Source organism: Streptomyces sp. NPDC014764, from assembly GCF_043082785.1.
GTDB lineage: Bacteria > Actinomycetota > Actinomycetes > Streptomycetales > Streptomycetaceae > Streptomyces > Streptomyces althioticus.
In genome coordinates, this window is record NZ_JBIBXY010000011.1 from 47,809 (window position 1) to 73,885 (window position 26,077).

The window sequence follows — 26,077 nt, forward strand, 5'->3', positions numbered from 1 at the left end:
TCATGTCATGCGACTGTCACGCATTTTTCATTTGCTTGCGTCAATCAAGGAGCATAAAGTTGCCTGAGTCAAGCAGAGCAGACTCTTCCGGAGACCTCCCTCATGTCCGACGCACCCGAAGAATCCGTCACGACCGGCACCGCCGCGCCGCCGAGGGCGGGCGCCGTGGTACCCGTGCTGGCGCTCAGCGGGATCGTGGTCTCGCTGATGCAGACGCTCGTGATCCCGATCGTGGGGCGACTGCCGCAGTACCTGAACGCCTCGGCGTCGGACGCGGCCTGGGCCGTCACCGCCACGCTGCTGGCCGCCGCCGTCGCCACGCCCGTGATGGGCCGGCTCGGCGACATGTACGGCAAGCGGCGCATGCTGCTGCTCAGCATGGCCATGCTGGTCGTCGGCTCCGTCGTCGCCGGACTCAGCGACAGCCTCACCCCGATGATCGTGGGCCGTGCCCTCCAGGGCCTGTCGTCCGGCGTCATCCCGCTGGGCATCAGCATCCTGCGCGACGAACTCCCCGCGGAGCGGCTCGGCTCCGCCACCGCGATGATCAGTGCCTCGCTCGGCGTCGGCGGCGCGCTCGGCCTGCCGCTGGCCGCGCTGATCGCCGACAACTTCGACTGGCACGCGCTGTTCTGGACCTCCGCCGCGCTCGGCGTCGTCGCGCTCCTGCTGGTCGTCGCGCTGGTGCCCGAGTCGAAGGTGCGGACCGGCGGGCGGTTCGACGTGGTGGGCGCAGCCGGCATGGCGGCCGGACTGATCTGCCTCCTGCTGGCGATATCCAAGGGCGGCGACTGGGGCTGGACCGACGGCACCACGCTGGTCCTGTTCGCCGCGGCCGTGGTCGTCCTGCTCGGCTGGGGCTTCTTCGAGCTGCGCACCGAGCGCCCCCTGGTGGACCTGCGCACCACCGCCCGCCCCCAGGTGCTGATCACCAACCTCGCCTCCGTGGCGATCGGCTTCGCGATGTTCTCCATGTCGCTGGTCATCCCGCAGGTTCTGCAGCTGCCGGAGCGGACCGGCTACGGCCTCGGCCAGTCGCTGCTGAGCGCCGGTCTGGTCATGGCGCCGTCCGGCCTGGTGATGATGGCGCTGGCCCCCGTCTCGGCGCTGGTCTCCCGCGCGCGGGGGCCGAAGGCGACACTGATGATCGGCGCGCTGATCGTGGCCGCGGGCTACGGGCTGAACGTCGCGCTGATGAGCGAGGTCTGGCACTTCGTGCTGGCGTCCTGCGTCATCGGCGCCGGCATCGGCTTCTGCTACGGCGCCATGCCGACCCTGATCATGAGCGCCGTGCCCGCCTCCGAGACGGGCGCCGCGAACAGCCTCAACACGTTGATGCGCTCCATCGGCACCTCCGTGGCGAGCGCGGTCGCCGGCGTGGTGCTGGCGCAGCTGACCACGCGGTTCGGCCCGTACGCGCTGCCGTCCGAGGACGCCTTCCGCACGGTCCTCGCCCTCGGCGCGGGCGCGGCGCTGCTGGGCTTCGTGGTGGCGGCGTTCATCCCGAGCCGGCGGGGCGCCGCCGGGGCGGAGTCACCCGTCACCGAGGGTGCGGCCGAGGCCGCGGAGCCGGCGAAGGCGTGACGGCTGCGGGCGGGTGAGCGGAGTACTCGCCGGCGCCCGGACGAAACGGCGGCCACCGTCCCCAGGGCATCGGGAGGGTGGCCGCCGTCCCGCTGCCGGGGGGAGACGGCTCAGATGTTCCCCATCGGTTCGATGTCCACGTGGACCGGGTTGCCCCAGACGCGGAGGACCTCGTAGTCGGTGAACTCGTGGACGACGCGGTAGGCCATCGCCGGGCGGGCCGTGCGGAGCTGGGCCTTGACGAAGAGTTCCGCCTCGCGCCGGTCGCGGCGCGGGGTGCCGCACAGCTGCCACGCCTGGCCGTTCCACATCTCCGGCAGCCAGCGCTGCTGCGGCTGCGGGCGGTCGCCGCGCACCCCGTAACGCGAGGGGGCGGGATCGGCGGGGCGGGCCTGCGGGGCCGGGCCGTTGAACTCGGCGCGGCGGGCGGCGCGGCGCCGGGTCTCGCAGAGCAGGCACAGGTCCGGGGCGCTCTCGTCGACCGGCCCCGTGGGGTGCTCGGCGCAGCGCGTGCTGGGCGGCGCCGTGGTGACGGTGTCCTCCAGCAGGTCCAGCGCCCGCCGCAGGTCGTCGCGCACCTCGTGCAGCCGGGCGTCCGGGGTGTCGGCGGAGAGCGCCTCGCCGTGCTCACCGAGCACACGCAGCGCCCGGCCGAGGGCGGTGAGCTGTGCGTGGTTCATGGTGGTCTCCGTGTCGGTGGGGCCGGTGTTCCCAGCGTGCACCACGAAGCGCGGCCAGGGTGCCCCGGGGGCCGCGACGGCCAGGCCCCACGACGCATGGTCGGACGGACGGCTGTCGAAGGGACGGGGAAGAGATGAGGGGCCGCCCCTCACCCGTCCGCGTGGGACAGCGCCGCCCTCAGATGTCCGCCGGCCTCGTCCAGGAGCCGGGCCGCCGTCGGCCCGTCCACCCCCGCCAGCAGCACCAGGATCGCGTTCTTGACCTCGCCGTCCGTGGCGGCGAGGGCGCGCTCCACGGCCTCGTCGTCGGCGCCCGTGACCTGGGCGACGATCCGGCGGGAGCGGGCGCGCAGCTTCTCGTTGGAGGCGCGCACGTCGACCATCAGGTTCCCGTACGTCTTGCCGAGCCGGATCATCGTGATCGTCGAGATCATGTTCAGCACGAGCTTCTGCGCCGTGCCGGCCTTGAGGCGGGTGGAGCCGGTGAGGAACTCCGGGCCCACGACCACCTCGATGCCGTGCTCGGCCGCCGCCGCGAGCGCGCTGCCCCGGTTGCACGACAGTCCCACGGTGAGCGCCCCGTGCCTCCGGGCGTACGCGACCGCGCCGACCGCGTACGGGGTGCGGCCGGAGGCGGAGATGCCGACCACCGTGTCGTCGGCGGTGAGGCCGAGCGCGGCGAGGTCGGACTCGGCCAGCTCGGTGGAGTCCTCGGCGCCCTCGACCGGGTTCACCATGGCCTCAGGACCGCCCGCGATCAGGCCGACGACCCGCGCCGGGTCCGTGTTGAAGGTGGGCGGGCATTCGGAGGCGTCCAGCACGCCCAGCCGCCCCGCCGTGCCCGCGCCCGCGTAGACCAGCCGGCCGCCGCGCGCCATCCGCTCCGCCACGGCGTCGATCGCGGCGGCGATGGCGGGCACCTGCTCGGCGACCGCGCCCGCGACCGTGGCGTCCTCGGCGTTCATCAGGCGCGCGATCTCCGGCGTGGGCAGCCGGTCGACGTCCGCCAGCTCCGGCCGGTACGCCTCGGTGGTCAGGGTCTCGAGCTGGGAGCGCAGATCACGGTCGGGCGAGGTGGAGGTCATGGGCGGTGTTCTTTCGGTCAGGGCCGGCGGCTCGGAAAGGGGTGGGCGGGGGCGCGCACGCGGCCGGTGCGCGGCAGGGCCCGCCCTCACGGGCCCCTGCGGGTCGCCCGGTGCCGGTGCGCCAGCGCCTCGTACGACGCCGAGAGGGCAGGCGCCGCGGCGTCGTAGGTGCGCTGGGCGACGCCTACGAACAGGCAGTCCACGACGAGCAGTTGGCCCGTACGGGAGGACATCGCGGCCGGGCGCAGCTCGCTCTCGCGGGCCGTGGACGTGGTCAGGACGTGGTCGGCGTACTGCGTGACGGGGCTGTCGGGGCGGCCGGTGACCGCGACCGTCGTGGCGCCGCGCTCGAAGGCCACCCGGAGCGGCTCGATGACGTCTCCGGTCGAACCGGAGTGGGTGATCGCGATCGCCACGTCGCCGGAGCGCAGCTGCACCGCGTTGGTGACGGCGAGGTGCGGGTCGCTGTGGGCGTGCGCCATCAGACCTATGCGCAGCAGCTTCTGGGTGAGATCCTGGGCGACCAGTCCCGACGCGCCGACGCCGTACACATCGGTGCGGCGGGCGCTCGCGAGGGCGGTCACGGCGGCGGCGAGCTGGACGGTGTCCAGTCCGGCGGCGGTGTCGGCGAGGGTCTGCTGCTCGTCGTAGGCGAGCTTGGCCACGACGTCGGCGATGGGGTCGTCCACCGCGATGTCCGTGGTGATGGCGGGGGCGCGCCCGGACTGCTGCTGGGCGGCGAGGCCGGCCAGGGCGAGCCGCAGGTCGCGGTAGCCCGGGTAGCCGAGCAGACGGGCGGTGCGGACGACGGTGGCCTCGCTGGTCCCGGTCAGCTCGGCGAGGCCGGTGACCGTGAGGGCGGCACAGCCGGCCGGGTCGTCGGCGACGGCCTCGGCGACGCGCTGCATGGAGCGCGTCATCGACGGGGCCAGCGTGCGCACCTTGGCCGCGAGGGCGGCGGGCGCGGGCGGCGCGGGTGGGGCGCCGGCGCTCCCGAAAATTTCCTTCACGTCATTGGTCACGAAATGAAAGATATTTTCGCCCCGGGCTCCGGGTCAAGAGTGCGCACAATGGGGACATGGACCCCCAGCATGCACCCGGCCCCCCTCCGCCCCTGGAACAAGCGTTGCACGCGGCACGCGCCCTCGTGCTGGCCGACCTCATGTCGCGCGGGGTCGCGGAGGCGGACGTGGTGTCGCTGGTCGAGGACTCCGTCGCGCACCGCCGCTGGTGGGTCGAGCAGTGGCCGGAGGGCGCCGGTTTCCTGGCCGGTCTGGTCGCGCAGGACGTGCAGGACGCCCTGCTGGAGCGGTACGGACGCTGGCCGCTGTGCCCGGTGTGCGGCAGCGGCGACCCGCACGCGCTGGAGGTCGAGCCGGAACTGGGCCCCGACCCGCACTGGGTGTGCCACAAGGCGGGCGTGAGCGTCGCGGCGGTCGGCGGACTCGGCGAAACGGACGCCACGTGACGGTGTACATCGACCCTCCCGCCTGGCCGGGTCACGGCCGCCTCTGGTCCCACCTGGTGAGCGACGTCTCCTACGCCGAGCTCCACCACTTCGCCGCCGGCCTCGGCGTGCCCCGCCGCGCCTTCGAGCGCGACCACTACGACATCCCCGCCCACCGGTACGCGGACGCGGTGCGCGCGGGCGCCATCGAGGTCAGCAGCCGCGAGGTGGTGCGGCTGCTGCACGGGGCGGGGCTGCGGCGGCGCAAGGGGGCCGGGCGGACGGGCCGTCAGGTGTGAGTCAGGCGCGCAGCTCGTAGGTGATGTGACCCTCCTGCCGGGACACCTCGGTGAAGCCGGCGCGGGTCACGACCTTCTGCGACGGCACGTTCGACTCCTCCACGACGGCCACCACGGTGTCCACGGCGTCCTGTTCGAGCGCCCACGCCGACAGGGTGCGCAGCGCCTCCGTCGCGTAGCCGTTCCCGCGCGCCTCCACGACCAGGTCGTAGCCGATCTCCACCCGGCCGCCGGCGGGCGCGCCGTGGAAGCCCATCGCGCCCACCGCTCGGTCGTCCTCCCGGCGGACCAGCACGTACATCCCCCACTCCGGGAGGTACGTGCCCTCCTCGTACTGCTTGACGCCGATGCCGGCGCCCACGCGCGTGCCCTCGGCCGGAGCGCCGCCCGCCCAGGTGAAGCCGCCGTCACCCGCGACGGACAGGCTCGCGGCGACCGCCGGGGTGACGCCCTCCAGGCCGAGCCGCCCGGAGCGCAGCACCGGGTTGTTGTACCAGCGCCAGGCGGTGACCGGCTCCCGCCCCGGCAGCTCGCCTCGGCCCGTCGCCCACAGCAGCGTCGGCCAGGGGGACGGGCCCGGCCGGACGTGCGGGAAGATCCGCGTCAGCGCGAACTCGCAGAGCTCGGCGGGCGGTTCGTAGACGATGCCCAGCCCTTCGGCCATGTCGTGGGTGTGCAGCAGCACCTCGGCGACGCCCATCGCGGCGAAGCCCTCACGGTTCGCGTGCCGGAACGGGAACGGGTGGAAGGCGCGCACGGAGCGGGGGGCGGTGCGGACGGCGGCGGCGAGGAGGGCGCCGGTGGTGGTGATCGCGTGGAGGACGCCGGAGTTGCCGGCGTCGTCGTCAAGCGTGATGCCGAAGGGCACGTACGCTCCCTGCATCCGTCCCGCGAGCTGCCCCGCGTACGCGATCAGATCGCTCGCCACGTGCGCCGCCGTCTCGCGGCAGTCCCACTCCAGCCGTCCCGCCCGGACCCCCGTCCAGTCGCGGTCGGTGACCGTCGCCAGGGCCGCCACGCCGTGCGCGACGGCGGCCTCCACCTGTTCCGCTCCCGATGCATGCATGACGGGGAGGCTAGGCGGAGGGCGGGGGCGGGGGCGACAGCATTTCCAGCTCGGCGCGCAGGTTGTACCGGGCGGTGGCCTCCCAGTGCTCCTGCCCGTACGGGGTGCGGAACAGACGGCGCAGGCCGAGGAGTTGGCGCAGGACGCCGGCGCGGCCCTCGCGGAAGGCGTCGTTCGGGACGAAGTGGTACTCCTCGCGGACGGCGGCTGTGTAGGCGGCGTACGCCGACGGCGCGGCGGCGAGGATCGCGAGGTCGGCGTCGCAGAGCACCTGGCCGTCGCGGTCGTCGTCGGCGGGGTCGTGCGTCACGGTGAGCCGCACCAGCCGGGCGACCTCCGCGGTCTTCGCCGCGGACACCCCCGCCTCCGGCAGCGCGCGCTCGGCGAGCCGGGCGGACCGCTCCTCGTTCTCGGACCGGTCCGGCAGATAGACGGCGTCGTGGAACCAGGCGGCGAGCCGTACGACGTCGGGGTCCGCGGCGTGGTCCGCCAGCTCGTCGACGCGGTCCAGGACCGCGGTGAGGTGATCGACGGTGTGGTACCGCCGCTGCGGCTCCTGCCAACGCCCGAGCAGGTTCTCCGCGTACGGCACGGGGTCAGGACCCTCCGAGGACCCCCGGGCCCCTTCGAGGGCACGGACGAAACGGTCACGGAGGTCGTGGGTGTCGGCCATGCCCCCATTGTTTCCGGTCGAGGCCGCTGCGTCACGGCGTCAGCCCTGCGCGCACCGTTTTCCCGGGGGGCCGGCGGGATCCTCGGCGTACGGCGTCACGGCAGCCGCTCCACGCGGGCGACCCCGCCCGTCTCCAGGGCCGACCACAGGGCGCCGTCCGGGCCCACGGTGATGCCGTGGGGTTCGGAGGACGGGTCCGGGAGGGCGTGCTCGGTGATCTCGCCGGTCTCCGTGACGCGGCCGACGCGGCCCGTGCCCCACTCCGTGAACCAGCACTCGCCGTCGGCCGCGGAGACGACCGCGTGCGGGCCGGCCGAGCGGTCGGGGAGCGGGAACTCCGTGATCCGCCCGTCCGGCGAGATCCGGCCGATCCGGCCCGCCAGGATCTCGGCGAACCAGACCGCCCTGCCGTCCGCGGCGATGCCGACCGGCCCGGCGGCCTCCGTGGGCAGGGGATGCACGGCGGTGTCACCGTCGACGGTGATCCGGCCGATCGCGTTCGCCCCGTTCAGCGTGAACCACAGCGCGCCGTCCGGACCCGTGGTGATCGCGGAGGGGAAACCGCCCGCGACCGGCAGCGCGAACTCCGTGAACTCCCCGTCGACGGTGACGCGGCCGATGCGGTCGCCGGTCGTCTCCGTGAACCACATGGCGCCGTCGGGCCCCGCCGTGATGCCGTACGGACCGGCGTCGGCGACCGGCAGCGGGAAGGACGTCACCTCGCCGTCCGTGGTGACGCGGCCGATCCGGTGGTCCTGATGGCGGGTGAACCACAGCGCGCCGTCCGGGCCGGCCGCGATGACCGTGGGACGGCAGTCGGCCGCGTCCAAGGCGTACTCCTCGTACGCGCCGTCGAGGGTGAGCCGTGCGACGCTGCCGCGGTGCACGAGGGTGAGCCAGAGCGCGCCGTCGGGGCCGGCCGCGATGCCGTACGGCCCGGCCTTGTCGTCCGTGAGGCGGAACTGCGTGACGGTGGGGGTGTGGGGGAACGGCACATCAACTCCCGTGGGGGGCGGTCACCCCGGCACCTTGTCCGGACACAACGCCCGACGCAACCTCATTTCGTCCCCGGCGCGCCGCGGATGCCGGCCACGGGGTACGCGGGGCACGTTCACGAACGGCAGGGCTGACAACGGCTGGTGCCGGTGATCTTCCGGTGAGTAGTGTGATCCGCCGGAGCGTGAACTGCCGTGCGTACGCCACCCCGCAGGCTCCCGACCCGAAGGAGACCGGAAGCAGTGAGCAGCAGGCCGACGTTCGTCCTGGTCCACGGGGCCTTCGCCAACTCGTTCTCCTTCGCGCCGCTCCAGGCCGAGCTCGGTCTCCTGGGGCACCGCTCCGTCGCCGTCGACCTGCCCGGTCACGGTTTCGGGGCCACCTACACCCGCGCCTACCAGGCGCCGCAGGACCCCGAAGGGCTCGCCACCGCGCCCGGCGCGATCAAGGGCGTCACGCTCGCCGACAACGCCGCGCACCTGATCGGCGTCCTGGAGCGGGCGAAGCGGAACGGCCCGGTGATCCTCGTCTCGCACAGCCGGGGCGGCATGACGGCCACCGCCGCGGCCAACGCGCGGCCCGACCTGATCGACCGCATCGTCTACGTCTCGGCGTGGTGCCCGGTCGCGCTCGACGTGGGCGACTACTACGCCGAGCCGGAGATGGCGGAGGTCGACGCCGCCTCGCTGGCCCTGGCGGCGGCCGGGGACCCCGCCGAACTCGGCCTGCTCCGCGTCAACTTCCGCACCGCTGACCCGGCCGCCCTCGCGGCGTTCAAGGCGGCCTTCCTCGCCGACGGCACCGACGAGGAGTTCCTGGTCTTCCTCAACACCTTCCAGCCGGACGAGAACCTGGACGTCGGCACCTCCGCCGACCGGGCACAGGCCGCGACCTGGGGCACGATCCCGAGGACCTACGTCCGCCTCGCCGACGACGCGAGCATGCCGCTCGCCCTCCAGGACCGGCTGATCCGCGAGGGCGACGCGCTGACGCCGGACAACCCCTACGACGTCCGCACCCTCCCGGGCAGCCACCTGAAGTGGCTGGTCGACCCGGCGCCCGCGGCCAGGGTCCTGAGCGACGTCGCGGACCTCACGGACCCGTCCGGCCGACCGTGACCGACACCGGCCGGGAACGACTCCCGCCGGCCGTTCCGCCGCGATGTCCGTGCCGGCGGCGGCGCCGCCACTAGCGTGGACGCATGACGACTCCTGCGGATGTGTACGAGGTACGGGACCCCGAACTGCCGGGACGGCTGCTGGGCGTCGAGCGGGACGCGCTGCTGCCGCTGCTGCGGGCGCGCGGCGACGGCGACTTCGCACTGCCGGTGACGGCGTGTCCCGGCTGGACGGTGCGGGACCTGCTGGCGCACTGTTCGGCGGCGCTGTCGCGGGTGGTGGAGAGCCGGTACGAGAAGGACGTGTTCTCGCCCGCGAGCAACCAGCGGGACATCGACGAGCGGTCCGGCCGGACCCACGCCGAGATCCTCGACGAACTGGACCGCGGGATGACCGAGGCCGGGCCGGTCATCGCGAAGGCGGGCGGGCGGCTGGACGCGGTGGCGCTCGGCGAGTGGGTGCACGCCGGTGACGTGCGCGTCGCGCTCGGCGAGCCGGGGGCGTACGCGGGCTCGGGCCTGCCGCTCGCGCTCCGGCTGCTGGCGCAGGTCACCGGTGCGCGGGGGCATGTGCCGCTGCATGCCGACCTGGACGACGTGGACGAGCCGGTACGGCTGGGCGACGCGTCCGGGGAACGGCCGCCGGCGCGCTTCATCGGCGACGGGCCCACGCTGGTGCGGCTGTACGCGGGGCGCCCGGTGGACGGGGCGTCGTACGAGCTGGTGGGTGTGGACGCGGCTCAGCTGAACATCTTCGGCTGAGCGGCGGGTGGGCGGGCTTCCCGCGCGGGGCCGGGCGTAGGCTTGGATTGGACTAGACCTGTAGGAGCCGTTCCTAGCCGACGAATGGGGCCCCATGAGCAAGCGTGCAGTCCTGGAGGTGATCGCCCTCGACGTCGAGGACGCCGTCGCCGCCCAGGCGGGAGGTGCGGACCGCCTCGAGCTGGTCACCGACATGGCCGCCGACGGGCTGACCCCCGCGGCGGCGACGGTGACGGCGATCCGCGCGGCCGTGGACATCCCGGTCCGGGTCATGCTGCGGCTCGCGGACGGTTTCGCGGCGGGCGCGGTGGAGCGGCTGGCCGCCGCGGCGTGCGAGATGCGGGAGGCGGGGGCGGAGGAGTTCGTCCTCGGCTTCCTCGACGCGGACGGCCAGGTGGACCTGGCGGCGGTGGAGCGGGTCGCGGGTGAGCTGGAGGGGTGCCGGTGGACGTTCCACCGTGCGATCGACCATGCGGCGGACCGTGATGCCCTGCGGAAGCAGCTCGCGGACCTCCCCGGGTTGGACACGTATCTGACCGCCGGGTCGGCGGAGGGGGTCGACTCGGGTCTGGCTGTGCTGTGTGCGGAGGCGGGCCGCCGTGGTGAGCCTGGGTACGGGCAGCAGTTGCTGGTGGGGGGTGGGCTGCGGTTGGAGCATGTGCCTGGGCTGTTGGGCGAGGGTGTGGACGCCTTCCACATCGGTGGGGCGGCGCGGCCGGATGGTTGGAGCGGGCCGGTGTCGGCGGAAGCCGTGCGTCGGTGGCGGGGCGTGCTGGGGGACTGAGGCCTCTCTGACGCCGGGGGGGTGTTTTCGCAGCCCGGCGTTTGCGGGGTGCCGTCCGCGCCCACCCGTGCCGCCCCGCGGCACGACTGCCCGCGGGGAGCGGGGAGCGGTGCCGCAGCACGGCGTCCGCGGCGTGTCCGCGGGGGCCAGGCGGCGCGTTCGCGGGGCGGCGTGGGTTACGTCAGCTGCGTCGGCAGCGGGGTTCCGTGCGTGATGATCAGGCCCGAGACCGCTCGGGTCAGCGTCACGTACAGGCGGCGCAGGCCCGTGCGTTCGTCCGGTTCCGCGTCGACGATCGCCCGGGGTTCGTCCAGGAGCACGTAGTCGTACTCCAGGCCCTTCGCCAGGGAGGCCGGGACCAGGGTGAGGCGGGTGGACTCCGTCGTCTCCTCGCCGGGGGACACGTACGGCAGGCCCGCCGCGGCCAGGGCTTCCGTCAGGTCCGGGACGCGGTGGTCCGCCGCGATGAGGCCCACCGAGCCTTCGCGGGTGAGCAGTTCGCGGCACGCCGCGAGGACGTCGTCCGGGCCCGACGCGCCGCGTACCTCGAAGAAGCCCGGGTTCTCACGGATCGAGGCGACCGGGGTGAGTCCCGGCGCGATGTGCGGCAGCAGGCGGGAGGCGTACGTGATGACGTCCGTGGGGACACGGAAGCCCGCCGTCAGCTCCTCCACCACCGCGTCAGGCTTGCCCAGGTGGGACAGCGCCTCCTTCCAACTGCGCGTAGCCCACGGCGTGGTGCCCTGCGCCAGGTCGCCGAGGACGGTCGCCGAGCCGGTCGTGCAGCGGCGGCCCACCGCCCGGTACTGCATGGGGGAGAGGTCCTGCGCCTCGTCCAGCACCACATGGCCGAGCGACGGCGTCCGCCGGATCAGGTCCGCCGCCTCGTCGATCAGCACCGTGTCCGCCGCCGTCCACTTCGCCGACTTCACCGAGCGGGCCGGCTTCGCCCGGAGGACCGCCTTCTGCTCCTGCTCGTCGAGCAGCCCTTCCGCGTGCTCCGCCAGGAACTCCGCGTCGCCCAGCAGCCGCAGCACCAGCTTCGCCGGGTCGACGGCCGGCCACACCGCTTTCACCGCGGCCTTCACCGCCGCGTTGCGCGCCACCGCGTCCTGCACCCGGTCGTCCGGGGCCTCGCCCGCCCGCTCCATCTGCACCAGCACCGCGTGCGCGATCCGCTGCGGCAGCGCCTCGCGGGCGGCGCCGTAGCGGATGTCCCGGTCGAGCAACTGGCGCAGGATCTCCTCGAGTTCGTACGCCGGGACGCGCCAGCGACGGGATCCGCGCACCACCACGACGGGCTCCGTCGGCATCGTCACGTGGGAGTACAGCGCCCGCCGCAGCACCTCCGCCATGCGCGCGTCGCCCTTGACCGTCGCCGCCGTCGCGTCGTCCGCCCCCCGCACCTCCACGTGCGCCACCAGGTCGTCCACCGTGGCCTGGGCCACGGCGAGTTCGCCCAGGGCGGGAAGCACCTGCTCGATGTAATGCAGGAACGACCGGTTCGGGCCGACGACCAGCGTGCCGGTGCGGGCGAGCCGCTCGCGGTGGGCGTAGAGCAGGTAGGCGACCCGGTGCAGGCCGACGGCCGTCTTTCCGGTGCCGGGACCGCCCTGCACGCACACGCTGCCCGACAGTCCGGACCGTACGATCTCGTCCTGCTCGGGCTGGATCGTCGCGACGATGTCGCGCATCGGGCCGACGCGCGGGCGCTCGATCTCCTGCTGGAGCAGCTTGCTGGTGGTCGCCGCCTCGGCCGGGTCGGAGAGGTGCTCGTCCTCGTACGCGGTGAGGTCGCCGCCGGTGTAGCCGAAGCGGCGGCGCAGCCCGACGTCCATCGGGTCCTTCTTGGACGCCCGGTAGAACGGCTGCGACACCGGCGCCCGCCAGTCGATCACCATCGGGTCGCCGTCCGCGTCGTGCACATGGCGGCGCCCAATGTAGAAGCGTTCTCCCTCCGCGCCCTCCGCCTGCTCCGCGCCCGGCGCGCGCAGATAGTCGAGGCGCCCGAAGAACAGCGGGGTGTCGCTGAGGTCGGCCAGCGCCTTGATCCGCTCGTCGATCTGGTGCCGGAGGACGGCCGCGTTAACCCAGTTGGCGGTCACGTCGCGGATGTCGAGCGCCTCCGCGTCCTCCCGCATGGCGCGCAGGGCGGCGCGGGACGCGGTGAGGTGGGAGCGTTCGCGGGCGAGGGGGTCGCCGGCCGGGGCGGTCGTACCGTCCAGGGGTTCGTCTACGGGCGTGGACGCGGACAAGGGGGTGCCTCCGAAGGACCTGCTGCGGGTGTGCCGCGCGGAAGGAATGCCGGCCGGTTTCCGTCCGGACGGCGGCGCTCCGTGAGGGAGGCGGGAAGAGAGCGGAGATTCTAGGTCGTGGGGCGGGGGTGGTCCAAACGATTTTCCCACCCCCTAGGGGTGACCCCGTCCTGCTTGAGAGGGACGGCTCGTCCCGCAGGTGTATGCGGCGGCCCCGCGGTTCGGTCCCGTGGGCCGATGCCCGTACCGGGGTCAAGGAGCGAGCATGAACACATGAGCGCAGCCACCGTCCACCCCACCAGCCCGCCGGTCCGCCCGAGCGGCACCGCCCCGGCCGAGGGCAGTCACCCGCACCGCGTCGGTGACGCCCTGCGCGCCGTGAAGGTGTTCCTCGGCGCGGCCCTCGACGTGATCCTCCTCGGCGAGTACGGCGCCGAGGCCGGCGTCCGCCGCCGCTAGCCCTTCCCCTCGTTCTCCTCCGGTTCGTTCCTCCCCGGTTTCGCGAACAGCACGTCGCGTGCCTCCTCCACCGCGTTGAGCATGGTGTTGGCGACGAAGTCCAGGAACCGCGCGGCGTTCTCCAGCCGGGTCGCGGCCGGCGTGCCGGGCCCCATGACGGCCACGCCCTCCCGTGAGGCGGCCGCCACCTGCGCGGTGGACCGGGCGCTGGCGACCATCGACTGGTACCAGATGTCCTCGTCGAAGCCGTAGCGCTCCCGTCGGTCCCCCTCCTCGCGGTACCTGCGCACCAGGTCCTGGCTCTCCAGGAACGCGACGGCCTTCGACACCGACGCCGGGCTGACCTGGAGCCGCTCCGCCAGTTCGGAGGCGGTGAGGCTGCCGGAGTCGCTGAGGGTCAGACAGGCCATGACCCTGGCCATCATCCGGGGCGTGCCCGAGGCGATGAAGACCGTGGTGAGGGTCTCCTCGTACGCCCGCACCGCCTCCGGATCCCGCCCGTACGCGTCCGGCGCGGCTGTCGCCTGCCGCGCGCCGCGCCTGCGCCGGTGGGCGCGCTGCTCGCTCGCGCGCTGCGCCAGCTCGGGGCGGTAGGCGGTGGGTCCGCCGTTGCGCATGACCTCCCGTGTGACCGTCGAGGTCGGACGGTCGAGCCGCCGCGCGATCTCCGCGTACGCCAGCCCGTCGGCCAGCCCCGACGCGATCTGCTGCCGCTCCTGCTGAGTGAGCCTGCCTCCTGGCAACGCGGGTCTCCTTCGTGGTCCGTGGGTGCGGCGAGCATAGCGTTCACCTGCTTTACATTGCAACGATCCATGGGCTGTCTGTTGCGTTGCGTCTCAGTGCGTTGCAACGATATTAGCGGTTTGACCTGCGTAAACAATATTCACGTGCAACAAAGGCGTTGTCGGTTATTCAAACGCAACGTAGCGTTTCCGGTGTCAGAAACAGCGACGTCTGGAGGAGCACGATGCAGTTCGACACCCCCGCCCCCGTCTCGGTCGACCTCGACGTCGCCGCCGGCCGCGTCCGGTTCGTCGCCGCCGACCGGACCGACACCGTGGTCGAGGTCCGGCCCGTGGACGCCACGAAGAGCCGCGACACGAAGGCGGCGGAGCAGACCAGGGTCGAGTACCGCGGCGGAATCCTGCGGATCGACGGCCCGCAGGCGAGGAACCAGCTTCTCGGCCCCTCGGGATCCGTCGACATCACCGTCCGGCTGCCCGCCGGCTCCCGCGTCGAGGCGAAGGCCGCCGGCGCGGAGCTGCGGGGCGAGGGCCGGCTCGGCGACGTCGTCCTCGACGGCGCGCAGGGCCCGGTGGAGCTCGACGAGGCCGCGAGCGCCCGCCTCACCGTTCTCGCGGGCGACGTCTCGGTCGGCCGTCTGGGAGGGCCCGCCGAGATCAGCGTCCGGAAGGGCGACATCCGCGTCACCGAGGCCCTGCGCGGCACGGTCACCCTGCGCACCGAGCACGGCGACATCGCCGTCGGCGCCGCCCGCGGGGTCTCCGCCTCCCTGGACGCCCACACCGGTTACGGCCGGGTCCACAACACGCTCAGGAACACCGACGGCGCCGCCGCCGGCCTCACCGTCCACGCGACCACCGCCCACGGCGACATCACCGCCCGCAGCCTGTGACCGCCACTTCACCCATGAAGGAGACACCCATGACCGGTCATGCCATCGCGGCGAGCGCGCTGCGCAAGGCGTACGGCGACAAGGTCGTCCTCGACGGCGTCGATCTCGCCGTCGAGGAAGGCACGGTCTTCTCCCTGCTCGGGCCGAACGGCGCGGGCAAGACCACGGTCGTCAAGATCCTGTCCACGCTCGTCGGCGCGGACGCGGGCGACCTGAGGGTCGGCGGGCACGACCTCGCCGCCGACCCGCAGGCCGTGCGGGCCGCGATCGGCGTCACCGGCCAGTTCTCCGCCGTCGACGGTCTGATCACCGGCGAGGAGAACATGCTGCTCATGGCGGACCTGCACCATCTGCCCCGCCGGGAGGGCCGGCGGGTCGCCGCCGAGCTGCTGGAGCGGTTCGACCTCGCGGACGCGGCGAAGAAGCCCGCGTCCACGTACTCCGGCGGCATGAAGCGCCGGCTCGACATCGCCATGACCCTGGTCGGCGACCCGCGGATCATCTTCCTCGACGAGCCGACCATCGGGCTCGACCCGCGCTCCCGTCACACCATGTGGGGCATCATCCGCGAGCTGGTCGACGGCGGGGTGACCGTCTTCCTCACCACGCAGTACCTGGAGGAGGCCGACCAGCTCGCCCACCGCATCGCCGTGCTGCACGACGGCCGGATCGCCGCCGAGGGCACCGCGGAGGAGCTGAAGCGGCTCGTCCCGGGCGGGCACGTACGACTCCGCTTCACCGACCCGGGCGGCTACCGGTCGGCCGCCGCCGTCCTGACCGGGGCCGCCCCGGACGACGCGGCGCTGACCCTGAGCATCCCCAGCGGCGGCAGCCAGCGCGAACTGCGCGCCGTGCTGGACCGGCTCGACTCCGCCGGGGTGGAGGCGGACGAGCTGACCGTGCACACCCCCGACCTCGACGACGTCTTCTTCGCCCTGACCGAAGGCGCCGCCGTCCCCGCTCCCGCCAAGGAGGCCGTCCGATGAGCACCCCGCAGACCCTCTCCCTCGCCCTGCGCGACTCGTCCACCATGGTGCGCCGCAACCTGCTGCACGCCCGGCGCTACCCGTCCCTCACCCTCAACCTGCTGCTCACGCCGGTCATGCTGCTCCTGCTCTTCGTGTACGTCTTCGGCGACGTGATGAGCGCCGGGCTGGGCGGCGGCGGCCGGTCCGCCTACGTCGCCTACCTGGTGCCCGGGCTGCTGCTGATGACCGTCGGCTCCACCGCCATCGGCACCGCGGTGTCCGTGTCGATGGACATGACCGAGGGGATCGTGGCCCGCTTCCGCACGATGGCCATCCACCGCGGCTCGGTGCTCGTCGGACACGTGGTCGGCAGCGTGCTGAAGGCCGTCCTCAGCGTGGTCGTCGTGGGCGCGGTGGCCGTGGCGATCGGCTTCCGCTCGACGGACGCCACGGCACTGGAGTGGCTGGCCGCCTTCGGCCTGCTGGTGCTGTTCGCCACGGCGCTCACCTGGATCGCGGTCGGCATGGGCCTCGGCGCCCCCAACGCGGAGGCCGCCAGCAACAACGCCACCCCGCTGATCCTGCTGCCCCTGCTGTCCAGCGCCTTCGTCCCGGTCGACGGGATGCCGGGGTGGTTCCGGCCGGTCGCCGAGTACCAGCCGTTCACGCCGGCCATCGAGACCCTCCGCGGGCTGCTGCTCGGCAGCGGGATCGGGCACAACGGGTGGCTGGCCGTGGGCTGGTGCGTGGCGCTGGTGCTGCTCGGCTACTTCTGGTCGACGGCCTCCTTCGCCCGCGACCCGAAGTGAGCACGCGCACGAGTGAGTACGAGTACTCCCGCACATTGAGTAGCGGCCCCGGTGCGCCCACCGCACCGGGGCCGCTTCACTGGCCGTATGAACCGGAACAGCTCGCCGGACCGGCGGTACGGGGACGAGAGGGACCCCCGTGCGTACGTGGCGCCTGCCGTCGCCACCGTGCTCGGGGTGATGCTCGCCCCGCTCGCGCTGCTGTTCGGCGCGCTGTCCGTCATGGCGACGGACAGCTGCGGCCCCGACGACTGCTCGACCGCGCTGACGACCGCCCTGGACGTGGTGCACGGGACCCTGTTCCTCGGCGGGCTGCTCGGGGTGGCCGCCTGCGTGGCCGCGTGGCTGCTGCCCCGGACCCGCCGCTGGGCGGTGCCGCGCCTCTGGCTGGCGGGGCTGTCGCTGCTCCCCTGGCTGGCCGTGATCACGCTGGTGTTCAACCTGCCGCAGGGGTGACGACCGCCCTCGAAGGCCCTCAGCTCTCCGTGAGCAGCTCGTCCGCGTCGACGATCCGGTAGGCGTACCCCTGCTCGGCCAGGAACCGCTGGCGGTGCGCCGCGAAGTCCTGGTCGATGGTGTCGCGGGCGACCACGGAGTAGAAGTGCGCCTGGTGACCGTCCGCCTTCGGCCGCAGCACACGGCCGAGGCGCTGCGCCTCCTCCTGACGGGAGCCGAAGGTGCCGGACACCTGGATGGCGACCGTCGCCTCCGGCAGGTCGATGGAGAAGTTCGCGACCTTCGACACCACCAGCACGCTCAGCTCGCCCTGCCGGAACGCTTCGAACAGCTTCTCCCGCTGGGCGTTGGACGTCTCGCCCTTGATGACGGGCGCGTCCAGGTGCTCGCCGAGCTCGTCGAGCTGGTCGATGTACTGGCCGATGACGAGGATCTGCTGGCCCTCGAAGCGGCGGACGATCGCCTCCGTCACCTTCTGCTTGGTGGCGGTCGTCGAGCAGAAGCGGTACTTCTCCTCCTGCTCGGCCGTCGCGTACGCCAGCCGCTCGGAGTCGGTGAGGTTGACGCGGACCTCGACGCAGTCGGCGGGCGCGATGTAGCCCTGCGCCTCGATCTCCTTCCACGGCGCGTCGAACCGCTTCGGGCCGATCAGCGAGAAGACGTCGGACTCGCGGCCGTCCTCACGCACCAGGGTCGCCGTCAGACCGAGGCGGCGGCGGGCCTGGAGGTCGGCGGTGAACTTGAAGACGGGCGCGGGCAGCAGGTGCACCTCGTCGTAGAGGATCAGGCCCCAGTCGCGGGAGTCGAACAGCTCCAGGTGGGGGTAGATGCCCTTCCGCTTCGTCGTCAGCACCTGGTAGGTGGCGATGGTGACCGGGCGGATCTCCTTCTTCGTGCCGCTGTACTCGCCGATCTCCTCCTCGGTGAGCGACGTCCGCTTCACCAGCTCGTGCTTCCACTGGCGGGCCGAGACGGTGTTGGTGACGAGGATCAGCGTGGTCGACTTCGCCTGCGCCATCGCGCCCGCGCCGACCAGCGTCTTTCCGGCGCCGCAGGGCAGGACGACGACGCCGGATCCGCCGTGCCAGAAATTCTCCACGGCCTGCTTCTGGTACGGGCGCAGCGCCCAGCCGTCCTCGTGCAGCTCGATCGGGTGTGCCTCGCCGTCCACGTACCCGGCGAGGTCCTCGGCGGGCCAGCCCAGCTTGAGCAGGGTCTGCTTGATCTGACCGCGCTCGGAGGGGTGCACCTGGACCGTGTCGGGGTCGAGGCGGGCGCCGACGAGGGGGGCGACGCGCTTGGAGCGCAGCACCTCCTCCAGGACCGGGCGGTCGGTGGTGGTGAGGACGAGGCCGTGCGCGGGGTGCTTGACCAGGCTCAGCCGGCCGTAGCGGTCCATCGTCTCGGCGATGTCGACGAGCAGCGCGTGCGGCACGGGGTAGCGGCTGTACTGCACGAGCGCGTCGACGACCTGCTCGGCGTCGTGGCCCGCCGCCCTGGCGTTCCACAGGCCGAGCGGCGTCACCCGGTAGGTGTGGATGTGCTCGGGGGCGCGTTCCAGTTCGGCGAACGGCGCGATGGCGCGACGGCAGTCGTCGGCCTGCTCGTGATCGACCTCGAGGAGCAGGGTTTTGTCTGACTGGACGATGAGCGGACCATTCACGCGCGGCTGCCTTTCTGCGACGGGCTCGGCACGGGCACTGCACGGCCAAACGTCCAGTTTGCCTGATCGCATTCCACACCGTCCCCGAAGCGCCCCCCCCTCAGGGGGCGCGGGGAACTGTGCGAGAGACCACGACGAACCCGCGCCCACCCGCCGGGCGGATCAGTCCGCCAGCTCTGCGACACCCGTGATCCGGTGGAGGGGGTAGGTGCGGACCTCGTCCGCAGTGTGGTCGTAGGCCGTCACGAACCCGCCCTCGACCCTGATCGGCGCGATGACCCGCTGACTGGCACCGCCCTCCGCGTTGACGTACCCGATCCACACCGCGTCGTTGGTGAGCACGGCAGCCTGCAGGCCGGCCAACGTGTCCGCGGCGGTGGTGCGCGGCAGCTCCCCCGGCGCCGCACCCGCCGACCCGGCGACAGGCTTGCGCGGCGCCGTGGAGGCGAGATCACCCGCCCGAACCGCCCGGATCGCGGCGGCGAGCAACGTGTCGTCCGGCACGGGCGGCCCGTCCGGCACCGGCTCGGGAGGCGTCCGCGGAGGCGTGCGGTACGCGTCCGCGCGGGCGATCAGCACATCGCCCTCCGCGGACTCCGCGGCCGGCGCGAACCCCATCGCCCGCAGCCCCTCCAGCAGGGCCGCCGGGTCGGTCCGCGCCGCCAGCACCGTCGGGGCGAGCCGCCGCAGCCCCAGCCCGGCGGCGCGCTTGTCGGCCAGGATCTCGTTCAGCACCGCGTCGTCGTCGCACCGCACGTAGGACGAGGCGGCGCCCACCCGCAGGTGCCCGTGCCGACGGGCCACGTCGTCGACGAGGTACGCCAGCGGCTGCGGCACCGGCGTACGGGAGTGGGCGGCGAGGAAGGCGTGCAGGTCGGCCGCGGACTGCCCGGCGTCCAGTGCGCGCCGTACCGAGGCGGGCGTGAACCGGTAGACGGTCGCCCCGCCCTTCGACTCCACGTCCGCGAGCACGCCCAGCATGTCGGCGAGCGGCCGCTCCAGCGGGCCGGGCGCGACGGCCGTCAGGTCGGCCTGGAGCAGCACGTGGTCCAGAGGCTCGGGCAGCAGGGGGTCGAGCAGCCGGGCGGCGGCCGCGGCGGCGGTCGCCTGCCCGGCGGGGGAGAGAACGGGCGGCGGGGCCTGCCGGTGGTGCACGGGCAGCTTGTCGCCCGGCCCCGTCGGCTCGGTCTGCGTGTCCGCGTGCCGGGGAGCGGGCGGCGCGCCGATCAGCGCCCGCCCGTGCGAGGAGAGGGCGCCGCGTCCGGTGACACCGAGCATCTCCGCCTCCGCCAGCGTCCAGCGCGCCAGCCGGGACCGCAGGTCGTCGTCCCCGCCCTCCCCGCTCGCGCCGTCGGCCGGATACCCCGGCACCCCGATCCCGCCCGCGCGGGCCGCGGCACCCCGCGCCTGCTCGGCGGGGTGCGCAGGCGTCCGGCGGGCGTAAGGGGAGGGCGTGCCGCCCCCGGTGCGGTCCGCGCGCGGGGGCCGCTCCCAGCGCAGCCGCGCCAGCATCGACCCGGTGTCCGGAGCGGCGCCCTCCGGGAGTCCCGCCAGCAGGGCAAGCACCCGGCGCCGGACCTCCGGTGCGGCCGAGCGGTCCAGGCCCGGGCCGAGCGCCGACAGCGTGCGGTCCTTCGCGTCCCGTTCCCCGACCAGCCCTGGCGTCCGGGTCGCCGCGAGCCACGCCGTGGCCAGCCGCGCCCACCGCTCGCCGGCCGGCCGCTCCAGCCACTCGTCGTACGCCGGGGTCGCCGCGTACCGCTCGTCGGCCTCACCGTCGGACGCCAGCAGCCCGGCCGCATAGGCCAGTTCGACCCAGAACGCGGCCACCGGCTCCGGCACGTCCAGCGCCACGGCGGTCCGTTTGAGGTCCCGGACGCTCAGCCCGCCCGCCCGCAGCACCGCCGGGCCGCCCTCGTGCCAGTCCTTCAGCAGCTCCTCGACGGTCGCCAGCGCCGTGTACGCCTGGCCGGCCGCCGTCGCGTCCACCATCTGCGGCCGGTGCGCGGCGGCCGCCTCCACGGGCGGCGGCACCGGCTCCGTCGTCCGGTGCGCCCGCCCGGCGCGCAGCCGCAGCGCCACCTCGCGAGGCAGCACGACCGTGCCGGGCGCCGTCGGCAGCAGCAGCCCCCGGTCGAGCAGCCAGCGCAGCCGGGGCGCCGGATCGGCGGTGACCTGCCCGTACGGAGGGCCCCACACCAGTCGCTCCAGCACCTCCACCGACTCGCTCGGCGCCTGGTCGAGCAGCGCGGACATTCGTTCAGGCTCGTTGAAGAGGCCGGTCAGCGCCTCCAGCGCGGAGACGGAGTCGTGCGTCGACGGCAGCCCGGCCGTCGCCACGATCTCCTGGATACGGCCCGGCGAGATCCCCGCCCCGGCCTCCCGCACGGTCGGGCCGAGCCCCGTCGGCGACGGGTGCTGCGGCGACGGCGCCAGCAGCTCGCGGGCGGTGCGCACCAGACGCAGCCGGTCGTCACCGCCCCACACCAGGGCCTGTTCGCGGAGCGTGCCGAGGGCGTGCGGCAGCGCGGCGGACACCGCCGGGTCGCCGTCGTCGCCCGCCATCAGCCCGAGCAGCTCGTCGTACGTCGCCGGGTCGGACGCGATCGCCAGCGCCTGCGCGGTCTGCAGCGTGAACCGGTCGAGGCGCTCCAGCGCGCGGACCACGGAGGCGCGCGTGCCCGCGCGGGTGGCGAGCTGGGTCAGGTCCGTGGGCACGGGCGTGATGAGATCCGGCCGGCTGCGCAGGAGCGCGGCCAGGGAGACGTCGTCCCGCCCCCGGAGCGCCTCGGCGAGGGATCGGGGGGCCGCCGCGGGGTTCTCCTCGGTGCTCATCCGCATCACGTTAGCGGGTGGGTACGTCCGTGGCGTGCCGTGAGTTGGGTCGGGTCGCCGCACTCGCGGTACCGTCGGGCGACGGTGTCCCGACGCATCCGTCCCGGAGGGGACTTCGTGGGTATCGAGAGTGACCAGGTCGTCTACGAGTATCTGAGCCGCGTCGGCGACGTGGCGCAGCAACGGCAGTTGCCGTCGGCGGCGCGGATGCGGCTGGTCGCGGAGCTCCGTGACGAGATCGACCGGCGTCGTGCCAAGGCCGTGGTGGACTCGCCGGCGGCGGTGCGGCGCATCATCGCGCGGATGGGGACGCCCACGGAGGTGGTCTCCAAGGCGGAGGACTCGACGCCCGGTTCCGCGTCCGGGCCCGCGCCGGGCGCGTCGGAGCGGGAGCGGCCGGCGCGTGTTCCCGTGCAGCGGGAGGCGAAGGCGGCGGGGGTGTTCCGGAAGGTCGTGCCCCGGCCCCGGTCGTCCACGCCCGAGACCGCGGCTCCGCCCGCCGCCCCGGCCGACGTGCCGTCGCCGCCGCATCGGGCCGGTATCCACGAGGTCGGTGACAGCGGGAGCCAGCCCGACTGGTGGCGGGTGGACAGCAGTCCCTTCGGGGTGGGGGACGAGGTGCCGGGGTTCGTGGGCGGGGTGGAGATCCCTGAGCTTCTGAAGCGGCCGGCGTCGAAGGAGGAGCCGGCGCCAGCCGCCGAGGCGGCGGAGGAGGCCGAGGAGGTCGCCGTCCCCGCCCGTCGCCGTCTGCTGCGACTGCCGTCACGGCGATGGAGCAACCCGCTGCTGCTGATCGCCGCGGCGTCGCTGGTGGCCGGGGCGGTGCTGGGGAACTGGTTCGCGCTGATCCTGGGGTGGCTGATCGCGTACGCCTCGCGCCGGCTGACGCGTGGGGAAGTGAAGGCGGCGGTGGTGGTCCTGCCGGGGCTGTCGCTGATCGGGGGGATGGTCTGGCTCTGGGGCCGCGCGGTGGGCCGATGGGGCGCCCCCGTCCCCGAGGGCCAGATGAACACGGCGCTCACGGAGACGTGGCCGTGGGTCATCCGCACGGCGGCGGTGATGTCGGCGCTGTTCCTGGTGTGGAGGTCGCAGCGGCAACGCTGAGGAGGCGTCCCTCAGGGGTGCGGGGAACTGCGCGGCCTGCCGCGGACTGCCCGCGTCCGGCGTTGGCGGGGTGCGGTTGCGCCCGCCCGTGCCGTCCCGGCGGCACGACTGCCTGCTGCTGTGGCGCGCGTCAGGGGTGCGGGGAACTGCGCGGCCTGCCGCGGACTGCCCGCGTCCGGCGTTGGCGGGGTGCGGTTGCGCCCGCCCGTGCCGTCCCGGCGGCACGACTGCCTGCTGCTGTGGCGCGCGTCAGGGGTGCGGGGAACTGCGCGGCCTGCCGCGGACTGCCCGCAGCCGGGGAGGCACCCGGCCCCGCAGGGGCATGGCGGACAATGGCCCGCATGGCCAACGTGACCCCACCCACCCCGTCCGGCAGGACCACCGCGCCCACCGTCGGGTTCGATCTCGACATGACGCTCATCGATTCGCGGCCCGGGATCCGGGCCTGTTACGTGGCTCTGGCCGAGCGGACCGGGACCTACGTCGATGCCGATCTGGCCGTCAGCCGACTGGGGCCGCCGCTGGTGGAGGAGCTGGTGAACTGGTTCCCGGCCGAGCGGGTCGAGGAGGTCGCGGAGCTGTACCGGGCGATGTACCCCGAGTACGCGATCACGCCGGCGCTCGCGATGCCCGGTGCGCGGGACGCGATAGCCGCCGTACGCGCGCGGGGCGGGCGGGCGATCGTGGTGACCGCGAAGTACGAGCCCAACGCCAAGCTGCACCTCGCGCACCTCGGCATCGAGCCGGACGCGGTGATCGGCGGCCTGTGGGCCGAGCAGAAGGCGCTGGCGCTGCGGGAGCACGGCGCGTCCGTCTACGTCGGTGACCACACCGGCGACGTGCGCGGAGCGCGCACCGCGGACGCGGTGTCCGTAGCGGTCGCCACCGGACCGTGCGGCGCTGAAGAACTCAGGGAGGCCGGAGCGGACACCGTTCTCACGGACCTGACGGAATTCCCCCGCTGGTTTTCGGACTACTGCTCGGACTACCGCTCGGACATCTGCTCGGACAACTGACCGGAACCCGCACGAGCGGCCCGGGCCCGCCGTCGCCCCTCGGCGGCGGAACGCAGTACGCCCGCACCGGCGATGACGAATCCGACGCCCATGAGCATGCTCAATCCGAACATGTACGTCGGAAAGGGCGTCGTCCCGAGGAACAGCGGGGCGACCGTGACCAGAGTGGCCACGGCGCCGACGAAGAAGACGAGGGCGCCGGCACGGACGAGGCCGTCACCGGGCTGGGCGGAATTCGCTTGGGTTTTGTCGCGCACCGGACCAGGGTAGTTCCCTGCGCGAGGGAACGACGCGGTGACGTCTTGTCACCGGCTCGAAGACCATTAGCCTTGGTACCGGCGGGTCATCGGGCCCGCCCGAGTGCTATCAAGAGCCGTTTTCCGATGCAATTTTCCCGACGAGTACGAGGACGAGGACAGACGTGCCTACCGGCAAGGTCAAGTGGTTCAACAGCGAGAAGGGCTTCGGCTTTCTCTCCCGTGACGACGGCGGCGACGTCTTCGTGCATTCCTCGGTCCTCCCCGCCGGAGTCGAGGCCCTGAAGCCGGGCCAGCGCGTGGAGTTCGGGGTGGTCGCCGGGCAGCGCGGCGACCAGGCCCTCTCCCTGACCATCCTGGATCCGACCCCGTCGGTCGCGGCCGCCCAGCGCAAGAAGCCCGACGAACTGGCCTCGATCGTGCAGGACCTCACGACACTGCTGGAGAACATCACGCCGTCGCTGGAGCGGGGCCGTTACCCGGACCGCGCGGCCGGCAAGAAGATCGCCGGACTGCTCCGCGCGGTCGCCGACCAGCTCGACGTCTAGACCCCCGTCGCGGGACGGACCGCGTCAGGGGAACCGCAGCGCGTCCGGGCCGAGGGGAGGTACGAGCCCCTCGGCCGCCGCGCGCGTGAGCAGCCCGCGCACGGCCGCGTAGCCGTCCTCACCGAGGTCGGCGGTGAACTCGTTGACGTACAGCCCGATGTGCTGGTCGGCGACGGCCGGGTCCATCTCCTGGGCGTGCTCCATCACGTACGGGCGGGAGGCCTCCGGGTCGTCCCAGGCCGCCCGCACGGACGCGCGGACGGAGTCCGCGAGCCGGGTCAGCGTCTCCTCGCCGAGCGCGCGCCGCGCGAGGATCGCGCCGAGCGGGATCGGCAGCCCGGTGGTGTTCTCCCAGTGCTCGCCCATGTCCGCGAGCTTGTGCAGCCCGTAGTTCTGGTAGGTGAAGCGCGCCTCGTGGATGACGAGACCGGCGTCGACCTTCCCGTCCCGTACGGCGGGCATGATCTCGTGGAACGGCATCACCACGATCTCGCCCACACCTCCGGGGACGACGTCCGCCGCCCACAGCCGGAACAGCAGGTACGCGGTCGACTTCTCGCTCGGCACCGCGACCGTGCGGCCCGTGAGGTCCACGCCCGGCTCCCGGGTCAGCACCAGCGGCCCGCAGCCCCGCCCCAGCGCGCCCCCGCAGGGCAGCAGCGCGTACTCGTCGAGGACGTACGGCAGCACCGCGTACGACACCTTCAGCACGTCCAGCTCGCCGCGCTCGGCCATGCCGTTGGTGATGTCGATGTCGGCGAAGGTGACGTCGAGTCCGGGCGCGCCCGGCACTCGGCCGTGGGCGAGGGCGTCGAAGACGAAGGTGTCGTTCGGGCAGGGCGAGTAGGCGATGCGCAGCCGCTGCTGCTCACTGGTGGTCATGCCGTGTTCCAACTCTCCAGTACGGGCGCGAGCTTCCCGAAGCCCTCGGTGAGGGCGGACAGGGCGTCGCCGATGCGCCAGGCGGCGCGGTCGCGCGGGCCGACGGGGTTCGAGACCGCCCGCACCTCCAGGACGGGCACGCCCTGCGCGGCGGCGGCCTCGGCGACCCCGAAACCCTCCATGCCCTCGGCGAGGGCGCGGGGATGGCGGGCGCGCAGGGCGTCCGCGCGGGCGGCGGTGCCGGTCACCGTGGACACGGTGAGGACGGTGCCGGTGCGCGCGCCGGACGCGGCGGCGGCCGCCGCGGCCAGGGACGCGGGCGGGTGGTGGGTGACGGTGCCGAAGCCGAGCTCGGTCACCGGCAGGAATCCCTCGGCCGTCTCGGCGCCCAGGTCCGCCGCGGTGATCGCGTCGGCGACGACGAGGGACCCGAGGGGCGCGTCCGGCGCGAAGCCGCCGCCGATCCCCGCGCAGACGACGAGGCCGTAGGGGCGGCCCTCCAGGGCGGCGGCGGTCAGTGCGACGGCCGTCGACGCGGCGGCGAGCGCCGGGCCGACCCCGGCGGCCAGCAGGCCGGGCCCGCCGGCGGTCTCATGGACGACCGCGCCGGGCAGCTCCCGCTTCCGCACCGGCCCCGGGAACGCCTCGGCCACCGCGTCCCGCTCGGCGGGGACCGCGGTGGCCACGAGGACGCGT

Annotated in this window: 27 protein-coding genes; 14 read left to right on the forward strand and 13 right to left on the reverse strand. The window is 73.7% G+C overall.

What is annotated here, in order from left to right; genetic code table 11:
* The first annotated feature begins 102 nt into the window (after nucleotides 1-102).
* A complete protein-coding gene (locus ACF1AG_RS23980) occupies nucleotides 103-1,584 on the forward strand; it encodes an MFS transporter (protein ID WP_359601413.1) in 1,482 nt (493 codons plus the stop codon).
* 110 nt (nucleotides 1,585-1,694) lie between these two features.
* Here the strand turns inward: ACF1AG_RS23980 and ACF1AG_RS23985 are convergent, their stop codons facing one another.
* From ACF1AG_RS23985 to ACF1AG_RS23995, 3 genes are all read right to left on the reverse strand, one after another.
* Nucleotides 1,695-2,264 (reverse strand): hypothetical protein, encoded by a 570-nt coding sequence (locus tag ACF1AG_RS23985; protein ID WP_359601412.1) that lies wholly within the window; start codon nucleotides 2,262-2,264, stop codon nucleotides 1,695-1,697.
* A 149-nt stretch (nucleotides 2,265-2,413) separates the two neighbouring features.
* Nucleotides 2,414-3,349, reverse strand: coding sequence for an N-acetylmuramic acid 6-phosphate etherase (gene murQ, locus ACF1AG_RS23990; RefSeq protein ID WP_359601411.1), 936 nt, complete (start codon nucleotides 3,347-3,349; stop codon nucleotides 2,414-2,416).
* Nucleotides 3,350-3,435: 86 nt separating this feature from the next.
* Complete coding sequence (locus tag ACF1AG_RS23995; RefSeq protein ID WP_359601410.1) at nucleotides 3,436-4,371, reverse strand: MurR/RpiR family transcriptional regulator; 936 nt, start codon at nucleotides 4,369-4,371, stop codon at nucleotides 3,436-3,438.
* A 56-nt stretch (nucleotides 4,372-4,427) separates the two neighbouring features.
* On the opposite strand from ACF1AG_RS23995, the gene ACF1AG_RS24000 reads away from it, so the two are divergent.
* Together ACF1AG_RS24000 and ACF1AG_RS24005 are read left to right on the forward strand one after the other, a co-directional pair.
* Entirely contained in the window at nucleotides 4,428-4,817 is a 390-nt protein-coding gene (locus ACF1AG_RS24000; protein ID WP_359601409.1) for a hypothetical protein, read from the forward strand.
* Nucleotides 4,814-5,095: a DUF4031 domain-containing protein gene (locus tag ACF1AG_RS24005; protein WP_359601408.1), complete on the forward strand. Its 282-nt coding sequence runs from the start codon at nucleotides 4,814-4,816 to the stop codon at nucleotides 5,093-5,095. Before ACF1AG_RS24000 ends, ACF1AG_RS24005 begins: the two co-directional genes overlap by 4 nt.
* 1 nt (nucleotide 5,096) lies before the next feature.
* Here ACF1AG_RS24005 and ACF1AG_RS24010 read toward each other — a convergent pair whose 3' ends face one another.
* The 3 genes from ACF1AG_RS24010 to ACF1AG_RS24020 all read right to left on the reverse strand — a co-directional run bounded on the left by ACF1AG_RS24010 (nucleotide 5,097) and on the right by ACF1AG_RS24020 (nucleotide 7,829).
* Nucleotides 5,097-6,137, reverse strand: coding sequence for a GNAT family N-acetyltransferase (locus ACF1AG_RS24010; protein WP_359601440.1), 1,041 nt, complete (start codon nucleotides 6,135-6,137; stop codon nucleotides 5,097-5,099).
* Between the two features lie 34 nt (nucleotides 6,138-6,171).
* Complete coding sequence (locus tag ACF1AG_RS24015; RefSeq protein WP_391810374.1) at nucleotides 6,172-6,834, reverse strand: hypothetical protein; 663 nt, start codon at nucleotides 6,832-6,834, stop codon at nucleotides 6,172-6,174.
* Between the two features lie 95 nt (nucleotides 6,835-6,929).
* The gene (locus tag ACF1AG_RS24020) at nucleotides 6,930-7,829 is read right to left on the reverse strand and encodes a virginiamycin B lyase (RefSeq protein ID WP_359747144.1); all 900 of its coding nucleotides are present in this window, start codon (nucleotides 7,827-7,829) and stop codon (nucleotides 6,930-6,932) included.
* 243 nt (nucleotides 7,830-8,072) lie between these two features.
* On the opposite strand from ACF1AG_RS24020, the gene ACF1AG_RS24025 reads away from it, so the two are divergent.
* From ACF1AG_RS24025 to ACF1AG_RS24035, 3 genes are all read left to right on the forward strand, one after another.
* The gene (locus ACF1AG_RS24025) at nucleotides 8,073-8,948 is read left to right on the forward strand and encodes an alpha/beta hydrolase (RefSeq protein WP_359601405.1); all 876 of its coding nucleotides are present in this window, start codon (nucleotides 8,073-8,075) and stop codon (nucleotides 8,946-8,948) included.
* Nucleotides 8,949-9,031: 83 nt separating this feature from the next.
* Nucleotides 9,032-9,709, forward strand: coding sequence for a maleylpyruvate isomerase family mycothiol-dependent enzyme (locus ACF1AG_RS24030; RefSeq protein ID WP_391810375.1), 678 nt, complete (start codon nucleotides 9,032-9,034; stop codon nucleotides 9,707-9,709).
* Nucleotides 9,710-9,803: 94 nt separating this feature from the next.
* Nucleotides 9,804-10,493, forward strand: coding sequence for a copper homeostasis protein CutC (locus tag ACF1AG_RS24035; RefSeq protein ID WP_359601403.1), 690 nt, complete (start codon nucleotides 9,804-9,806; stop codon nucleotides 10,491-10,493).
* Nucleotides 10,494-10,669: 176 nt separating this feature from the next.
* On the opposite strand, the gene ACF1AG_RS24040 is transcribed toward ACF1AG_RS24035, so the two are convergent.
* Nucleotides 10,670-12,748, reverse strand: coding sequence for an AAA family ATPase (locus ACF1AG_RS24040; protein WP_359601402.1), 2,079 nt, complete (start codon nucleotides 12,746-12,748; stop codon nucleotides 10,670-10,672).
* 273 nt (nucleotides 12,749-13,021) lie between these two features.
* Here ACF1AG_RS24040 and ACF1AG_RS24045 point away from each other — a divergent pair, with 273 nt between their 5' ends.
* Nucleotides 13,022-13,207 (forward strand): hypothetical protein, encoded by a 186-nt coding sequence (locus ACF1AG_RS24045; protein ID WP_359601401.1) that lies wholly within the window; start codon nucleotides 13,022-13,024, stop codon nucleotides 13,205-13,207.
* On the opposite strand, the gene ACF1AG_RS24050 is transcribed toward ACF1AG_RS24045, so the two are convergent.
* Entirely contained in the window at nucleotides 13,204-13,950 is a 747-nt protein-coding gene (locus ACF1AG_RS24050; protein ID WP_387797762.1) for a helix-turn-helix domain-containing protein, read from the reverse strand. The two genes, ACF1AG_RS24045 and ACF1AG_RS24050, sit on opposite strands and share 4 nt — an antisense overlap.
* A gap of 224 nt (nucleotides 13,951-14,174) precedes the next feature.
* On the opposite strand from ACF1AG_RS24050, the gene ACF1AG_RS24055 reads away from it, so the two are divergent.
* From ACF1AG_RS24055 to ACF1AG_RS24070, 4 genes are all read left to right on the forward strand, one after another.
* Nucleotides 14,175-14,843: a DUF4097 family beta strand repeat-containing protein gene (locus ACF1AG_RS24055; protein WP_387797760.1), complete on the forward strand. Its 669-nt coding sequence runs from the start codon at nucleotides 14,175-14,177 to the stop codon at nucleotides 14,841-14,843.
* A gap of 29 nt (nucleotides 14,844-14,872) precedes the next feature.
* Nucleotides 14,873-15,829 (forward strand): ATP-binding cassette domain-containing protein, encoded by a 957-nt coding sequence (locus ACF1AG_RS24060; protein ID WP_391810376.1) that lies wholly within the window; start codon nucleotides 14,873-14,875, stop codon nucleotides 15,827-15,829.
* The gene (locus tag ACF1AG_RS24065) at nucleotides 15,826-16,620 is read left to right on the forward strand and encodes an ABC transporter permease (protein WP_359601397.1); all 795 of its coding nucleotides are present in this window, start codon (nucleotides 15,826-15,828) and stop codon (nucleotides 16,618-16,620) included. Before ACF1AG_RS24060 ends, ACF1AG_RS24065 begins: the two co-directional genes overlap by 4 nt.
* Nucleotides 16,621-16,707: 87 nt before the next feature.
* The gene (locus ACF1AG_RS24070; protein WP_359605899.1) at nucleotides 16,708-17,076 is read left to right on the forward strand and encodes a hypothetical protein; all 369 of its coding nucleotides are present in this window, start codon (nucleotides 16,708-16,710) and stop codon (nucleotides 17,074-17,076) included.
* A gap of 19 nt (nucleotides 17,077-17,095) precedes the next feature.
* Here the strand turns inward: ACF1AG_RS24070 and ACF1AG_RS24075 are convergent, their stop codons facing one another.
* Both ACF1AG_RS24075 and ACF1AG_RS24080 read right to left on the reverse strand, forming a co-directional pair.
* On the reverse strand, nucleotides 17,096-18,739 hold the full coding sequence (locus ACF1AG_RS24075; RefSeq protein WP_359605897.1) for a DNA repair helicase XPB: 1,644 nt from the start codon (nucleotides 18,737-18,739) through the stop codon (nucleotides 17,096-17,098).
* A 162-nt stretch (nucleotides 18,740-18,901) separates the two neighbouring features.
* Nucleotides 18,902-21,574 carry a helicase-associated domain-containing protein gene (locus ACF1AG_RS24080; RefSeq protein ID WP_359605895.1) on the reverse strand — a complete coding sequence of 891 codons (2,673 nt, stop codon included), beginning with the start codon at nucleotides 21,572-21,574 and terminating at the stop codon, nucleotides 18,902-18,904.
* A 117-nt stretch (nucleotides 21,575-21,691) separates the two neighbouring features.
* Here ACF1AG_RS24080 and ACF1AG_RS24085 point away from each other — a divergent pair, with 117 nt between their 5' ends.
* Entirely contained in the window at nucleotides 21,692-22,678 is a 987-nt protein-coding gene (locus ACF1AG_RS24085) for a hypothetical protein (RefSeq protein ID WP_359605893.1), read from the forward strand.
* A gap of 332 nt (nucleotides 22,679-23,010) precedes the next feature.
* On the forward strand, nucleotides 23,011-23,694 hold the full coding sequence (locus ACF1AG_RS24090; protein ID WP_359605891.1) for an HAD family hydrolase: 684 nt from the start codon (nucleotides 23,011-23,013) through the stop codon (nucleotides 23,692-23,694).
* On the opposite strand, the gene ACF1AG_RS24095 is transcribed toward ACF1AG_RS24090, so the two are convergent.
* On the reverse strand, nucleotides 23,664-23,951 hold the full coding sequence (locus tag ACF1AG_RS24095; RefSeq protein WP_359605889.1) for a hypothetical protein: 288 nt from the start codon (nucleotides 23,949-23,951) through the stop codon (nucleotides 23,664-23,666). The two genes, ACF1AG_RS24090 and ACF1AG_RS24095, sit on opposite strands and share 31 nt — an antisense overlap.
* A 164-nt stretch (nucleotides 23,952-24,115) precedes the next feature.
* Between ACF1AG_RS24095 and ACF1AG_RS24100 the strand changes: the two genes are divergently transcribed.
* The gene (locus tag ACF1AG_RS24100; protein ID WP_019523900.1) at nucleotides 24,116-24,499 is read left to right on the forward strand and encodes a cold-shock protein; all 384 of its coding nucleotides are present in this window, start codon (nucleotides 24,116-24,118) and stop codon (nucleotides 24,497-24,499) included.
* A gap of 24 nt (nucleotides 24,500-24,523) precedes the next feature.
* Here ACF1AG_RS24100 and ACF1AG_RS24105 read toward each other — a convergent pair whose 3' ends face one another.
* Together ACF1AG_RS24105 and ACF1AG_RS24110 are read right to left on the reverse strand one after the other, a co-directional pair.
* A complete protein-coding gene (locus tag ACF1AG_RS24105) occupies nucleotides 24,524-25,381 on the reverse strand; it encodes a 1,4-dihydroxy-6-naphthoate synthase (RefSeq protein ID WP_359605887.1) in 858 nt (285 codons plus the stop codon).
* Nucleotides 25,378-26,067, reverse strand: a complete 690-nt coding sequence (locus ACF1AG_RS24110) for a futalosine hydrolase (protein ID WP_359605885.1) — start codon at nucleotides 26,065-26,067, stop codon at nucleotides 25,378-25,380. The genes ACF1AG_RS24105 and ACF1AG_RS24110 overlap by 4 nt, the downstream gene beginning before the upstream one ends.
* Between the last annotated feature and the right edge of the window lie 10 nt (nucleotides 26,068-26,077).

What these genes read in the sequence shown, in the direction of transcription:
- ACF1AG_RS23980 (WP_359601413.1), top strand. Translation starts at nt 103, where the DNA reads ATGTCCGACGCACCCGAAGAATCCGTCACGACCGGCACCGCCGCGCCG.
- ACF1AG_RS23985 (WP_359601412.1), bottom strand. Translation starts at nt 2,264, where the DNA reads ATGAACCACGCACAGCTCACCGCCCTCGGCCGGGCGCTGCGTGTGCTC.
- murQ (WP_359601411.1), bottom strand. Translation starts at nt 3,349, where the DNA reads ATGACCTCCACCTCGCCCGACCGTGATCTGCGCTCCCAGCTCGAGACC.
- ACF1AG_RS24000 (WP_359601409.1), top strand. Translation starts at nt 4,428, where the DNA reads ATGGACCCCCAGCATGCACCCGGCCCCCCTCCGCCCCTGGAACAAGCG.
- ACF1AG_RS24015 (WP_391810374.1), bottom strand. Translation starts at nt 6,834, where the DNA reads ATGGCCGACACCCACGACCTCCGTGACCGTTTCGTCCGTGCCCTCGAA.
- ACF1AG_RS24030 (WP_391810375.1), top strand. Translation starts at nt 9,032, where the DNA reads ATGACGACTCCTGCGGATGTGTACGAGGTACGGGACCCCGAACTGCCG.
- ACF1AG_RS24035 (WP_359601403.1), top strand. Translation starts at nt 9,804, where the DNA reads ATGAGCAAGCGTGCAGTCCTGGAGGTGATCGCCCTCGACGTCGAGGAC.
- ACF1AG_RS24045 (WP_359601401.1), top strand. Translation starts at nt 13,022, where the DNA reads ATGAGCGCAGCCACCGTCCACCCCACCAGCCCGCCGGTCCGCCCGAGC.
- ACF1AG_RS24055 (WP_387797760.1), top strand. Translation starts at nt 14,175, where the DNA reads ATGCAGTTCGACACCCCCGCCCCCGTCTCGGTCGACCTCGACGTCGCC.
- ACF1AG_RS24060 (WP_391810376.1), top strand. Translation starts at nt 14,873, where the DNA reads ATGACCGGTCATGCCATCGCGGCGAGCGCGCTGCGCAAGGCGTACGGC.
- ACF1AG_RS24065 (WP_359601397.1), top strand. Translation starts at nt 15,826, where the DNA reads ATGAGCACCCCGCAGACCCTCTCCCTCGCCCTGCGCGACTCGTCCACC.
- ACF1AG_RS24070 (WP_359605899.1), top strand. Translation starts at nt 16,708, where the DNA reads ATGAACCGGAACAGCTCGCCGGACCGGCGGTACGGGGACGAGAGGGAC.
- ACF1AG_RS24080 (WP_359605895.1), bottom strand. Translation starts at nt 21,574, where the DNA reads ATGAGCACCGAGGAGAACCCCGCGGCGGCCCCCCGATCCCTCGCCGAG.
- ACF1AG_RS24090 (WP_359605891.1), top strand. Translation starts at nt 23,011, where the DNA reads ATGGCCCGCATGGCCAACGTGACCCCACCCACCCCGTCCGGCAGGACC.
- ACF1AG_RS24105 (WP_359605887.1), bottom strand. Translation starts at nt 25,381, where the DNA reads ATGACCACCAGTGAGCAGCAGCGGCTGCGCATCGCCTACTCGCCCTGC.